Source organism: Chryseobacterium sp. ON_d1 (assembly GCF_006829085.1).
Taxonomy (GTDB): Bacteria; Bacteroidota; Bacteroidia; order Flavobacteriales; family Weeksellaceae; genus Chryseobacterium.
On sequence record NZ_BJTC01000003.1, the window covers coordinates 273,900 to 288,184 of the forward strand.

The 14,285-nt window shown below is 40.5% G+C and carries 11 protein-coding genes; 2 read left to right on the plus strand and 9 right to left on the minus strand.

What is annotated here, in order from left to right; translation table 11 throughout:
- Positions 1-9: 9 nt before the first annotated feature.
- The 6 genes from CRS_RS06830 to CRS_RS06855 all read right to left on the minus strand — a co-directional run bounded on the left by CRS_RS06830 (position 10) and on the right by CRS_RS06855 (position 7,084).
- Positions 10-1,578 carry an ABC transporter permease/substrate-binding protein gene (locus CRS_RS06830; protein WP_142723318.1) on the minus strand — a complete coding sequence of 523 codons (1,569 nt, stop codon included), beginning with the start codon at positions 1,576-1,578 and terminating at the stop codon, positions 10-12.
- Complete coding sequence (locus CRS_RS06835) at positions 1,575-2,495, minus strand: ABC transporter ATP-binding protein (RefSeq protein ID WP_142723319.1); 921 nt, start codon at positions 2,493-2,495, stop codon at positions 1,575-1,577. The genes CRS_RS06830 and CRS_RS06835 overlap by 4 nt, the downstream gene beginning before the upstream one ends.
- Positions 2,496-2,505: 10 nt before the next feature.
- Positions 2,506-3,675, minus strand: coding sequence for an ergothioneine biosynthesis protein EgtB (egtB, locus tag CRS_RS06840; RefSeq protein ID WP_142723320.1), 1,170 nt, complete (start codon positions 3,673-3,675; stop codon positions 2,506-2,508).
- 86 nt (positions 3,676-3,761) lie between these two features.
- Complete coding sequence (egtD, locus tag CRS_RS06845; protein ID WP_142723321.1) at positions 3,762-4,745, minus strand: L-histidine N(alpha)-methyltransferase; 984 nt, start codon at positions 4,743-4,745, stop codon at positions 3,762-3,764.
- A 202-nt stretch (positions 4,746-4,947) separates the two neighbouring features.
- On the minus strand, positions 4,948-6,153 hold the full coding sequence (locus CRS_RS06850) for an NAD(P)/FAD-dependent oxidoreductase (RefSeq protein WP_142723322.1): 1,206 nt from the start codon (positions 6,151-6,153) through the stop codon (positions 4,948-4,950).
- An 82-nt stretch (positions 6,154-6,235) separates the two neighbouring features.
- Positions 6,236-7,084 (minus strand): helix-turn-helix domain-containing protein, encoded by an 849-nt coding sequence (locus tag CRS_RS06855; RefSeq protein WP_172617014.1) that lies wholly within the window; start codon positions 7,082-7,084, stop codon positions 6,236-6,238.
- Positions 7,085-7,276: 192 nt separating this feature from the next.
- Here CRS_RS06855 and CRS_RS06860 point away from each other — a divergent pair, with 192 nt between their 5' ends.
- Positions 7,277-8,323, plus strand: coding sequence for an alpha/beta fold hydrolase (locus CRS_RS06860; protein ID WP_172617015.1), 1,047 nt, complete (start codon positions 7,277-7,279; stop codon positions 8,321-8,323).
- Between the two features lie 70 nt (positions 8,324-8,393).
- Here CRS_RS06860 and CRS_RS06865 read toward each other — a convergent pair whose 3' ends face one another.
- Together CRS_RS06865 and CRS_RS06870 are read right to left on the minus strand one after the other, a co-directional pair.
- On the minus strand, positions 8,394-9,536 hold the full coding sequence (locus tag CRS_RS06865; protein WP_142723324.1) for a 1-acyl-sn-glycerol-3-phosphate acyltransferase: 1,143 nt from the start codon (positions 9,534-9,536) through the stop codon (positions 8,394-8,396).
- A gap of 572 nt (positions 9,537-10,108) precedes the next feature.
- A complete protein-coding gene (locus CRS_RS06870) occupies positions 10,109-10,429 on the minus strand; it encodes a GIY-YIG nuclease family protein (RefSeq protein ID WP_142723325.1) in 321 nt (106 codons plus the stop codon).
- 396 nt (positions 10,430-10,825) lie between these two features.
- On the opposite strand from CRS_RS06870, the gene CRS_RS06875 reads away from it, so the two are divergent.
- Positions 10,826-13,297, plus strand: a complete 2,472-nt coding sequence (locus tag CRS_RS06875) for a TonB-dependent receptor domain-containing protein (RefSeq protein WP_142723326.1) — start codon at positions 10,826-10,828, stop codon at positions 13,295-13,297.
- 86 nt (positions 13,298-13,383) lie between these two features.
- Here the strand turns inward: CRS_RS06875 and CRS_RS06880 are convergent, their stop codons facing one another.
- Positions 13,384-14,232 carry a GIY-YIG nuclease family protein gene (locus tag CRS_RS06880; RefSeq protein WP_142723327.1) on the minus strand — a complete coding sequence of 283 codons (849 nt, stop codon included), beginning with the start codon at positions 14,230-14,232 and terminating at the stop codon, positions 13,384-13,386.
- Between the last annotated feature and the right edge of the window lie 53 nt (positions 14,233-14,285).

Below are 14,285 nucleotides of genomic sequence, written 5' to 3' on the forward strand. Positions count from 1 at the left end.
TGATCACCATTATTTCCCGTTAAAATATTGTTTAAGATCAGATATATTTTTGATTTGAAGCTCTTCAGCCTGGCTTCTCCGCATCATCAGGGCATAGGCATTATTGAATCCTAAAGGCTGCAGCCATCGGATTCCATAGTGTTTTTCAAATTCTGAATTCACATATCTGTACGTTTTATCGGGACTTTGGGAAATATTTCTTATTGTTTCTGCCGAAGGCTTTAAAAGAACCAGAAGTCCGGTTCCCGTATATTCAGGATAAAAATCAATCGCATCATTCATCAGCGCATCAAAACAGATTTTCGTTCCTCCTAAACCGGTTTTGGTTTCCACTTTATAGTCAGTGTAGCCTTCAATAAGCATGGTATACATTTCTGCAAGGATATATTGCTCTCCAAAGATTTTTGAGCCAATCCGGACGGTTCCTGAATTTCCTTTTCGGGGACTTTTATAAAGATTGTTGCTGATCAGAAAATCCTTTGCAATCCTCTCCGGAGTCTGGTGGAGATGATCAGCCCTGTAATTCAGATCCGTCATGAGAGAATCATTGAACTTTCCGGCCAGTAGATTCAAGGTTTTTTCCAGTTCCGGAAATTTATTCAGTGTTTGGTTTTTGATAATGGGCGCTGCATAATAAGGCGGAAATATTTTTTTGTCATCATTCAGCACATACAGATCATAAGCTTTGATTCTGCCATCTGTAGAATATCCGCTGATCAGATCCAGCTCTTTCCCATACGCTGCTTTATACATAATTGCATCACTTACAATAAGAGGATTCACACTGAGCCCATATACCGAACGCAGCCCGATATCTCCATCCTGCCTCCCCATAAATTCCGGTGTAAAACCTGCTTTAATGGTCCGGTGGGACACAAAAGTCAGAAGATAACCTGTTCCTAAAATGATAAGAACAACCGGAAGAATATATTTCAGTTTTTGAAAAAAACGGTAACCTGATCTCTGGATCACTGCAATAACCTGATCCAGTATAACAGCCAACAATGCTGCCGGAATGGCTCCTGCGAGGATCATATTCGTATTGTTGAGTGAAATCCCTCCAAAGATAAACTCTCCCAGACCTCCTGCTGCCACAAAAGAGGCAAGGGTAGCCACTCCTACATTAATAACTGCCGCAGTTCTGATACCGGCAATAATCACCGGCATTGCCAAAGGGAGCTTCACTTTAAAAAGAAGCTGGTTTCTGTTCATTCCCATTGCTTTGGCAGCCTCAATCACTGCCGGATCCACGCCCGTAATTCCGGTATAGGTATTTCTGATAATGGGAAGCAGCGCATAGATGAGTAAAGCCGCAATTGCCGGTTTGGGGCCAATGCCAAAAACAGGAATCATAAAACCCAGCAGGGCAATACTCGGTATGGTCTGTAAAATACCGGCGATGCCCAGCACCGGGCTGGAAAGTTTCTTTTTTCTGGAGATCAGTATACCTAAAGGTACACCGACTATGATGGCGAGGAGCAGGGACAAAAAGGTAAGCCCAAGATGCTGGATAATCTGGGCGGTCAGCTTTTCATGCTGTTCAGCAATAAATTGCCATAGACTCTGCTGTTGTGTCATACCCTCTGTGATTTTTTATAATGGTTAAAGGCTCTCACCACTTCTTCATACACCTCAGCATTTTGATGATCAGAACTCAATTGCTGTAAAACATCCCAGACACTTGTATTGTCTGTACTGTCCGGTCTGTAATATGAGCTTTCCGGAGTGAGAAACGGACTGATGTGATGTAGAGCGGCTATTTTATATTCTAACAAAAGCCGGTTTTCAGCAAAAAAATCACGGACAAAATGAGTGGCAGGATGGTATAGCATTTCCTTGGGAGTACCGGTCTGTATAATTTTCCCATGATCCATCAGGCATATCCGGTGTCCCAGTTCAAAAGCTTCCTGCACATCATGGGTAACCAATATGATGGTTTTACTTTTAAGTTCTTCCAGCGATTTAAATTCCGAATGAATATCAGCCTTGGTGATGGTATCCAGTGCCCCGAAAGGTTCATCCATCAGCAAAACCGGACTGTCTGCAATCAGTGCCCTTGCGATACCCACACGCTGTTGCTGTCCGCCGCTGAGCTCGTGGGGAAACCGGGAAAGAATCTCTTCCGGAAGATGCAGTTTAGCCAGAAGCTCATGCATTCTTCTTTCTGTTTTCTTTGTATCCCATTTCAAAAGTTCAGGAACTACCGCAATATTCTGCTGAATCGTATAGTGAGGAAATAATCCGGCATGCTGCATGACAAAGCCAATTCCCATTCTCAGCTCCTCGGGTTTCTGATCCCGGATGTTCTTTCCGTTAATGAGGATATTTCCTGAATCTGCTTCTATGAGACGGTTGATCATCTTAAGGGTTGTCGTCTTTCCGCAACCGCTCGTGCCCAGGAGGACAAGGATCTCCTGATCAGATGCCTGAAAAGAAATATGATCCACTGCTTTTTTTCCGTTAAAACTTTTTGAGACTGATTCTACTGTGATCATCGGTAAAAAATTACTGGGCGAGCCTGATTCCTGTGAACTGCCATTTTAAATTGGGCTGAAAAAAATTCCGGTAGGTCTTTCTGCTGTGTCCGGGAGGAGTAGCTTCAGACGCTCCTCTTAATACCATTTGATTTACCATGAATTTTCCATTGTATTCACCTACGGCTCCTTCTTCCTTCTTAAAATGAGGATAGGGAAGATAAGCAGAATTGGTCCATTCCCAGCGTGTTCCCCAGTCAAAATAGTCGGAGGCGGTTTCCCATTCTGCTTCAGTAGGGAGACGCATTCCTTTCCAGGAAGCAAAAGCGGAGGCTTCATAGAAATTGATGTGGCATAGCGGAGCATCAGGATCTATTTCCTGTAATCCGTTCAGCGCATAATGCATCCATTTCCCTTCAATATAATGCCAGTACATAGGAGATTTCGCAGAATTTTGTTTCACCCAGTCCCATCCTTCCGCATGCCAGTGTCTGAAATCTTCATACCCTCCGGCTTTCATAAATTCTAAATACTCTTTATTGGTGACCAGCTGACTGGCAATCTCAAAATCGGTAAGATAAACTTTATGCCTTCCCAATTCGTTATCAAAACAGAATCCTTCCCCCTTAAAACCAATTTCATAGACTCCTTCAGAAAAGCTGAGCATTTCGGGATCTTTTGAGCTGTTATGTACAGGTTTTTCTTCTGTGTAAACAGGGAAAAGCGGATTATGGCCTAAAATATATTTAATATCAGTAATTAACAGCTCCTGATGCTGCTGTTCATGGTTGAGCCCCAGCTCCAGAAGAGGCTCAACTGCTTCTGTAAGGAAAGAACTTTCAAGAAAAGCTTTCATGTGTTCATCCACATACCTTCTGTATTCATATACTTCTGAAACAGAAGGGCGGCTGAGATTGCCGCGGTCGGTTCGGATAACCCTTGCACCAACGGTCTCATAGTAACTGTTAAAAACAAAATTATACTGAGGGTCAAAAACTTTGTAATCAGGGAAATGGGGAATGAGAATGAACGTCTCAAAAAACCAGGTGGTATGACCAAGGTGCCATTTCGGAGGGCTTACATCTACAATAGGCTGTACTACATAATCTTCGGTTTCCAGCGGTGCACAGATTTCTTCAGAACGCCTGCGGATGTCCATATACTTTTTTGTACTGTCTTTTATGGTGATCTCTGGTGTCATGTCTTTTAGTTTTAATGATTGATTTTTAATGAAAAAGCATGATTTTATTTTTTCACTTTTAAAGAAGTGATGTGCTGTTTATCTTTCTATTTTGCCTGCCAGATCGTATCTAAAAACCATTTTTTAGAATCTCTGATCTCTCCGGTGATGGAAAAACCTGATTTTTCGCCAAGTTCCCTGATTCTTTCAGGAGAGAATTTCTGTGAAATCTCCATATCGATAAGTTCATTTTCTTCAAATGAAATCACGATATCGCCAATGGTTACCTGCTGACCGGTAAGGCTTACCAGAAAACTTCGGCAGGCTCCTGTAACCGGATCATAAGTCTGGTAATGCTGAAATTGTGTCAGGTCAAAATTACCTCCCAGTTCATGGTTGATACGGGTCAGAAGATTAAGATTAAAGGCAGCGGTAATTCCTTCTTTATCATTATAAGCATCCAGGATAATATGTGGATTTTTCTTCAGGTCAAATCCTATCAGTACACGGTCTTTAGGTGATAGATTTTTATTCAGGTGAAGGCAGAAAACTTCAGCTTCTTCCGGAGTCATATTCCCGATATTACTGCCCAGGAACATGACCACTTTTCTCCTGTCTGATAATGAAGCGGCCTTTTGAAGCATTTCAAAATAATCCCCTTCCAGACAGGTGATTTTCATTTCCGGAAACCGGCTGCTTAGTTTTTCATGAAGTATCGAAAGAATATTTCCTGAGATATCAATTGGCATATAAGTAAAATTAAACTCTTTTTTGATCAGCTGTTCCAGCAGATAGCTTGATTTCATTGCATCTCCTGCACCCAGCTCGATCAGGTCAAAAGGTTCATTTCCCGGAATGAGAAGCTCAATAAGTTCGTCTGTTTTATTCTTGAAAATATCCAGTTCACAACGGGTCAGATAATAGGAAGGCATGGCCATAATCTTCTGAAAAAGATGATCACCGGTTTTATCGTAAAAATATTTTGAAGATAGCTTTTTAGGCATATTCTGTAGTCCATTCAAAATATCTGAACGAAATTGGTCAACAGTATTTTTTTCAGTCTTAGCATATGGATCTAACTGTACATTCATAAATCTTATTTTGTGTGGTTTTGTAGATCATTGCAATTATCCTGCCTTTTTACAACATGAAAATCTTTGCTTTTATCTAATTAAATATAAACAATTTTACTTTTAATAAAATGATTTTCACCATGTTTTTGCCAGATGTGGTACTTTTTTGATTCATGATCGCATCGGGCATACCAGGCTTATCACACAAAATAAAGCCGCTTTACAATGATTCTTTATTTCCGTGATCTTCAGTGATCCCATGCAGGATCTCGCCGCCCTTCAGAGATATTTCAATCGCGTGGTTACTATACATAATCATCTGTTTTTCATACTCTTCGACAGCTTCCGGAATACTGCTTTTACTGATTATATAACGGGTCAGAAGGGCAGCATCTGTAAAGGCTGTATTGGCTCCGACTCCTCCTGCAGGGCTCATCGTATGGACGGCGTCACCCAATGCTGTAATATTTCCGGATGTCCATGGTTCCTTTGGCAAAGAAGACCGGATAGGGGTTACGGATAATGAAGGCTGATCAGCATACTGAAATAATGCTTTAAGCTTAGGGTGCCACTGATAGGTCACTTTATTGATTGCCTGTAAAATCTCTTCTGTTGAATGGCTGTAAAAATCAGACTTTGCCATTCCAAAAGCCTGTGGATTTCCGATGAATGCCCAGTAAAAATAATCGGAAATCGGACTGAGCTGATTCCAGGATGTATCTTTCCGGGAAAAATCAAAACTCATAAAATCTGTAATTAAAGAAAACCGGTCACCAATAATCACTGATGTACCTTCCTGCAATTCCTGAGCAATAGCGTTCTGAGCTTCGGGAGAACAGAAAGTTCTTCCATAGATGGTTATATTCCCGGTATTGATTTTATGGTCTTTGCAATACTCTTTTCCGATTCGGGAATGAACCCCGTCGGCAGCTATTACCAGATCTGCGGTATAGGTTGAGCCGTCTGAAAATGCGAGTTCCACTTCACCGTTTTCTGATTCTTTCCAGGCTGTGAGCTCCTTTCCAAAGCAGATATGGTCCTGTATCCCCTGAAGTAAAATTTCACGTAATGTCAAGCGGTTGGGTTTCAGGTCCGGCATTTCTTTTACTCCGTCACTCCAGGATTCTACCAGGGCATTTCGGGAACTTTCAAGGGTTGTGGTCAAAACTTTCATTCCACTGTAGCTTGCCGCACAGGTGTCCAGGAACAGCCTGTACAGATTTCCGGGAAGGCACTCCTCTAAAGCTTTTCTGCCAGGCTCATTCACCCTGATTCTGTACCCTTGTGACCGGGTGTTTATAGCAGTATCTTTTTCAAATATCGTGAAGGGGATTCCATTCTTTTTTAATCCCTGAGCAAGACACAGACCTCCCAATCCGGCTCCTATAACTGCAATACGTTTGTTTTTTAATTGTTGTACCATCATAATTGCTGATCAATCCTGTTATTTGTTTTTGATGATTGACGGGACAAAATTAGAATCTGAGGTCCGGGAGTCAGAGAGCTATTTAATGGTGATAATGGGACAAATCATGGTTTTTAGCTCTGAACTGTAAAGCAGTCATCCCTGTTCCTTTTTTAAAGAAGCGTGAAAAATAAACAGGATCATCATAGCCCAGTTCAAAGGCGATCTGCTTTACATCCATACTGGTATAAAACAGCAGGCGGCGGGCTTCCCATAAGACTTTCTGCTGTATCCAGAAACTGGCAGGATATCCGGTAACATCTTTTACAGCTTCATTCAGATAAAGCGGAGTAATATTGAGAAATTCTGCATACTGCTGTACCTGTTTGACAGTTATGAAGTGTTCTGTGATCAGCTTTTTAAACTGTCTTGTAATCGAATACCTTTGGCCCTGCTGATGAAAACCTTCTGTTTCTGTTCCTGAAATTCTTGAAATAATGATTCCAACTGCAGATTCTGCCAGTGATCTCATGATGGAAGGTATATGCAGTACCGGATCTTTTTCAGCTTTTTCAAACAGGGGTGGCAGATCGAAAATAATGTCATTTTCCGTAACAGCTGAGGACTGACGGAGCCATTGGTGGAGGTCCAGTGCTTCACGGTAAGCCTCAGGAACAAGTTCAGCCTCTACGAAAAAAAAACATCCCTCGTTGTCTTTCTGATGAATATACTGATGAATCTGTCCGGGACCGGTAAAACATAAGGAAGGGCCTTTCAATACAATCCTGTTAAAATCTATTTCCATCACAAAGTCTCCTTTCTGCTGAAGGATAAACATATAATGATCGTCTCTGTGAACTTCTGCCTGTTTTTCATGAAAAATGGATAACGGCATTAGCCGTACAGCTGAATTTTCCAGTTGATTGTGGTGGGATGGAATTACTTGTTTCATACGATTTACGAAGATACGTGATAAATGATAAATGATGAACGATGATTGATGTTGAGGCATTTTATTTATTGGATTGTCTGCTTTAACGGCTGAAAATCGGGATTCAACGTTCAATATGACCTGTTCAGAGTATTTGTTCTTATTGTAAGGGCCGCTTTACCATAATTTTACCATCACAAAAACATTATTATTATGAATAATACTGCATTGAATTTGAGCAAAAAAATAGGATCCGTTTTATCCCTGATTATTTTTATGGGAACAGGATTATGGTCTTTAAAAGCACAGACTTATACCACGGTTGAAAAAGATACGGAAAGCATCAGATCAGCTTTTCAGAATACAAAGAAGATCAGGGCCGGACTGCTGGATGTGGGGTATGCAGAGGTAGGTCCCTCCAATGGAAAACCTGTTATTCTTCTTCACGGATGGCCTTATGATATCCATAGTTTTGAACAGTCTTCCGCCATACTTGCTGAGAAAGGCTACCGTGTTTTGGTCCCTTATTTAAGGGGTTATGGCACTACTACCTTCGTATCACCCGATACAAAACGAAACGGTCAGCAAAGTGCCGTGGCATTGGATATCATTGCTTTTATGGATGCCCTGAAAATAGATAAGGCAGTCATTGGCGGTTTCGACTGGGGAGCCAGAACAGCTGATATCATTGCTGCACTGTGGCCTGAGCGTTGTTCCGGACTGGTGGCAGTAAGCGGATATTTAATAGGAAGTCCGAAGGCAAACGAAAAACCTTTATCCCCCAATGCTGAATTTTTATGGTGGTACCAATATTACTTTTCAACCGAAAGAGGATATAATGGGTATCAGGCGAATACCATGGCATTTAATAAACTCATCTGGAAAACGGCTTCACCAAAATGGGCTTTTGATGACCAGACCTATGAACGCTCTGCAGCAGCATTCAATAATCCTGATCATGTTGATATCGTGATCCACAATTACCGCTGGCGTCTTGGATTGGCGAAAGGAGAAAAACAATATGATGCGCTTGAAACCAGGCTGGCAAAATCCCCGTCCATTACAGTTCCTACAGTTACCCTGGAGGGTGATGCCAACGGAGCGGCATTTCCTGCTCCGGAAAGTTATGCTTCGAAATATATCGGCAAATATATACACCATACTTTAACAGGAGGAATTGGGCATAATTTACCGCAGGAAGCTCCAAAAGCATTTGCAGACGCAGTCATAGAAGCAGATTTTATGTCGCAGTCCAGATAAAAACTGAAGAATTTAAAGTAGCATAACCACTGCTCAGCAGCAGTGGTTTTTACGTTTATTGAATGGTAACCTATTTTTCAGATCTCTCTTCAGATTTTAGCTTATTAACCAAAGGAGTGGCATACATCGATAAGAAATACTCTCTGGAAACAGGATCAGACGGATCAATACGCATTTCAAGTCTGCGGACAAATAACTGTTTTTCCTGCTCTGTATATTCAGAGGTATAGGTATGGGTATTGTGCAAGAGATCATAGGCAATATACTTGGTTGGCCAAAGCTTATAATTGCTGATGATAGAGTGGTCAATAACCTGTGTAATCGCCTGCAGCTGTTTGTTTTTATTATCGGTGGCAGCAGCAATTTCATCCAGTTCTGGACCTATAACGTCTCCTGCATGCAGATGAATGCGTTTCTTTTGCCCCAGAATTCCGCTCAGGATATTGGTGAAATCTTCATTTTTCCCTTTAATATATTCCTCATCCCTGTGCTGGGCCAGCAGCTGTGGCATCTTTAAGGAATCTGTAGGGTCATATTCATAGGAGATGGAGATGGGAACAATCTTTAAGGATTTAAAATACTCCGTCAGTGGCTGATCTCCGGCTGCCATAGCCAGCATTTTCAAAACACCCTGCTGGGTAGCGTCGTTACCGTTTTTGGTACGGCCTTCACGCTGGGCAATCCATACGGAACGGTTTTCCTGATGCAGCTGCACTTTAATGTATTCGGACATCGTTTGTGAACTCGTCAGCTGTTCACGAAGCGAAAGGCCTCTCTGTACAAGAAAGTTGCGGTTCAGTTTGGCCAGTACATGTAGAAATTTTTTGCGGACAAGATTATCTCCGATCGCCGAGGCAGTCATAATATAACCACCTTCCAGCAAAACGAGGTTAAGCAGGGAAGTATCCAATACAATATCCCTGTGATTGGAGATGAAAAGGTAAGGGGTATTTTTGTCCAGCTTATCAAAGCCTGAAGTCGTCAAACCTTCCGAACTTTTCGCAAGGATCTGCCGAACGGCATAGGCTACAAACTGATGCTGAAAATCGCTGATGGAATGAACATTTTTAAACTGTTCCAGCCAGACCTGCTCATCCGTATCCGGAAAAGTAAAATTCATCAGTGCTTTCATCATAGGATCACGGGCTATGCTCTGTAATCTCTCGTTCACTTCCGGATCATAGAAATACCGGATTGCATCAAACTTCGACATGCGGATATAAAAATTATAATTTTTGCAAAAGAACGAAAATTTATTGGGGGATAGGGTATAATGGGTGTTAAAGTATTATGAGGGGCGTAGGAGTTAGGTTAAATAAACGGATTTATAACAAAGCGAACTATATTTGCGCCCACCTTATCATTCCGCAGGAATCTGAACTGTTTTATTTTATCATTAAATGCTTTCTGTGTCCGGATTCCTACGGAATGACAAGCATTGTGGATAGACTAGGGGAATCGTTAATATTATGTCTGGAGTAAGTAAGCGGCTATGCTCCCACATATAAGCACCACCTTGTCATTCCGTAGGAATCTAAACTGTTATTTTATCATTATTTATTATTAAATGTATTAAATGCTTTCTGTGTCCGGATTCCTACGGAATGACAAAGCATTGTGGATAGTCTAAGTGAGTAATTAGTATGAAGTCTACATTAAGTCAGTAGCAAGTAATCGGTTATACACCAACATTTGTACGTCCACCTTATCATTCCGCAGGAATCTGAACTGTTATTATCATCATTTATACCAATTAAAAGTATAGAATGCAAAAAAATATTCAACTCAAAGCCAATTCTCAAACAAGTAATTCAAAAATTCTAAATTAGGATTTGTGCTCCTTATCAATTCAAGTTTCTTAATTCTTGACCAGTTTTTAATTTCCTTTTCTCTTTCAATGGCATGATGAATCCAATTATATTTTTCGTAATAAATTAGAAATTCAAGATTGTATTTTGCGGTGAAGCTACCGGGATTTAACTTGGTTTTGTGTTGATACAATCTCCTGTGGAGGTTCCCGGTAACACCGGTATAAAGTACCTTTCTGCTTTTATTGGTAAGAATATAGATATAGTAGGTATGGCTTCTTTTTGAAAACTTCATCATTTGTGTTTGTTTTATAAAAGTTACAAAAATTCTTACTGGTGTTGCAATAATCTAAACACTTATTTTACCTTTACTTATGTCTGGAGCAAATAAGCGACTATGCACTCACATACACGCGTTCACCTTGTCATTCAGCATGAATCTAACCTTTATCATTATTTATTATTAAATGCTTTCTGTGTCTGGATTCCTACGGAATGACAAACGGTGTGGATAGGCTAGGAGAATGGTTAATATTATGTCTGGAGAAAGTAGTCAGCTATACACCAATACTTACGCGCCCACCTTGTCATTACGCAGAAATCTCGATCATTTTATTTAAGTCATTTAATTGAAAATTCAGAATTCCTACCAAATTGGTTCTCACCTTTGCCCTGTATTAATTCTAATATCACTGTGAAACAAGTAACAATTTTAGTAGCGATGCTGTGTTCAGCCTTAATGATCAATGCACAACAAGGAGCCGGTCAGGGAAAAATAAGCGGAAGAATTGTAGACTCCAAAACGGGAAATGTCATAGATCATGCCAGTATTGGTCTGCTGAATCAGGATAACAAAGAAGTGAATGGAGCTACGTCCAATGAAAAAGGGGAATTTTCTATAGATCATATTCCGTCAGGGACCTATAAAATTGCTGTTTTCTATGCAGGCTATAAAAATAAAACGACATCAGATATTCAGCTTAAAGATCATAATACCAGTATGGTTCTTGGTGATATTCGACTGGTGAATGGGGAAAACGCTATAGAAGGGGTAACGATTGTAGGAAAAAAGGCAGTGGTTGAAAATAAAGTTGATAAAATTGTATTCAATGCGGCCAATGATGTGACTTCCCAGAATGGTGCAGCTATTGATGTGCTGAGGAAAGTACCGCAGGTAACTGTGGATGCGGATGGAAATGTAGAACTTCAGGGGAATTCAAATATCCGTTTTTTAATCAATGGAAAGCCGTCAAGTATATTTGGAAACAGCCTGGCAGATGCGTTGGCTTCTATTCCGGCGAGCCAGATTAAAAGTATTGAAGTGGTTTCCAGTCCGGGAGCGAAATATGATGCTCAGGGGACTGGCGGAATTATTAATATTGTTTTAAAAGATAATAAGGTAAGGGGTATCAACGGAACTGTAAATGCTACCGGCGGGACTTTATTTGAAACCGGATCCCTGAATCTGAATTATAAGAACAATAATTTCAGCATGAATGCCTTTTTCAGCGGTAATGCTCAGTTAAAGGCAAAGACCCCTTTTTCCCAAGACAGAACTTCCAGGGATACCACTTCCAATACGGGAACTCATTTATTGCAGGATGGCTATACCGATTTTGAAAGACATGGCTACAGAACAGGTCTGGGATTTGACTGGTCAATGAGTAAATCCACTTCTTTAAGCGGTTCCCTTTCTTTTAACAGCTTTTCGAACAGAAGTACCGGACTGATCAGTCAACAGCAGTATATCACAGATTATGCTACCTCGAATGTACAGCCGATTATAGGATCCAGAACTTCTGATAACCAATCTTCCGTACGTTCCATTGATGGAAGTCTTAGTTTCAGAAAGACTTTCCAAAAGGAAGGGCAGGAGCTTACAGCAGACTATGTATTCAGCTATGGTTCTCCTGCTTCCAGTTATTTCCAGACTCAGAGTTTATCAGGAGCTTCTTTTCCGTACAATGGAATTTCAGGAAACAATCCCGGAACAGACAACAGTCACAACCTTTCGGTAGATTATGTACATCCTGTGAATGACAATATTACTTTTGAAATGGGAGCGAAAACCGTACAGCAGCATATCACCAACGCTACTGATGTTCATGTTCTGAATGCTTTATCAGGGCAGTACGAAACCGATCCTCTGCAGTCTTATCATTTGAATTATGACATGGGAATCTATGCCGCTTATTTCTCATCAAAACTTAAGCTATGGAACTGGCTGGATGTAAGAGCAGGGCTGCGGTATGAATATACGACCCTGAAAATCGATTTTCCCGATACGAATATTCCGTCCTATGGTTTATTGGTTCCTTCCTTCATTCTTTCCCACAAATTTGACAGTGGTGAAACCCTGAAACTTTCCTATACAAGAAGGGTAGAGCGTCCTGAATATACGGAACTCAATCCTTTCCTGAACTTCAGTGACCCTCATAATATTACCACAGGGAACCCTGCGTTGAAACCTGAAATAGGGGATAATATGGAGCTGGGCTATACTAAGAACTTTACCAATGGAGGAAATATTTCCATGTCGCTTGTTGAGCGGATCAACAGCCAGGATTTAAAACAGATTACCACATTTTATCCCACCTTTACAGCCAATGGTACGGAATACACTAATGTGTCTGTTACGGCAAGGGATAATATCGGGAAAGAATATAACTCGGGTGGAATCATATCCCTTTCGCTTCCGTTTTTTCATAATGCTATGAATCTGAGAAGCAATATCATGGTATTTCACCGTTATATTGTGAGCCATGCTTATGTAGGGAACCTGGATATGGGAATGCGTTACCGCGCGAATCTGAATCTTAATTACCAGTTTCCGAAAAATTTTGTACTGGAAGTATTCGGAAACTATAACTCAGCCGCTAAGAATATCCAGGGGAAAAACCCGCAATCCATCACCTATACTTTTGCCGGCAGAAAAGAACTCTGGAACAAAAAAGCAAGCATAGGCTTTACCATCACAAACCCTTTTAGCAAGTATATCAGACAGATAACTACAGTAGATACGGGAGACTATCAGTCCTATTCCGTAAGAGATCTGCCTTACCGTTCTTTCGGAATCAGCTTCAGCTATAAGTTCGGAAAAATGGATTTTAAAAAGGAAAAGGATATCAGTAATGAGTATTTGAATGGGCCGGGATCGGGAAATTAGAATTAATCTATGACCAAATAATTGATAGAAATAAAATTCCCTTTTTAAAATTTTAAATTTTAAAAAGGGAATTTTAATCGTATGGCTTATATTTCTAAATACTTGAGTTGAATTCCTCCTTCAGTTTTCCATTCTACAGGACCGCTTGATGATCTTGCCAGTATAGCTGCTGCTGCTCTTGAAGATGATGTAAAGATGTAATCTTTAGTAAGTTTATAAAAACCTTCTTCTATTTGTAAAATCCCTTCATCTAACATTTTTTTCCGTTCTGCTACTATACTATTAGGTAATGAAGGCTGTTCTGTTACCATCAAAAGAGAATCTTTGTATACAACAAAACCTTCAGTGGATGGACTTCCTTTGCTGCTGGCTCCAGCACCGTTTTTACAGAATAAGATCAGTTGATTCGTTTCGTCCTGTTCAACAGTTTCTTCCAGAGATTCAAATATTTTATGTCCCAATGAAGCTGTCAATATTTTTATATTGGACAAAAACTCTTCCAATTCAGCTTGCTCTGCTTCGGATAATTCCGGGCGAGTAGGGATATTCTGATTAACCGTATATCGCTCTGCATGGATGGCTAGTTCATACAAGCGGTTTTCCAGGTATTTGACTCCCGCTTTGTTCAGGTATTGATCTTTGCTTCCAAAGAATAACACTTCATTCCAAAATTCTTTATTGGCAATATGGCTTACAAGACGGTCCGCAATTACTTCTGCTTCTCCAATATAGGCTGCATCTTCATTATTGTCTCCTTTGCCAATCAGGATATAGACACCAGGTTTTCTAAACTCTGCTCTGTTGCTAAATTCCCTTACTTTAATACGTGGAACTCTAACGGCTATTCCTGTCCAGTTGCTAAGCTCTGCTGTAGTGAGACTATTTGGGGTGCCATCTACAAAGAATAGGCGTATGGTTTTTCCGAAGATGTTCATATGTGGTTTTTAAGGGTTATTATTAATTGGATATTGATATTTTTCGTTTTACT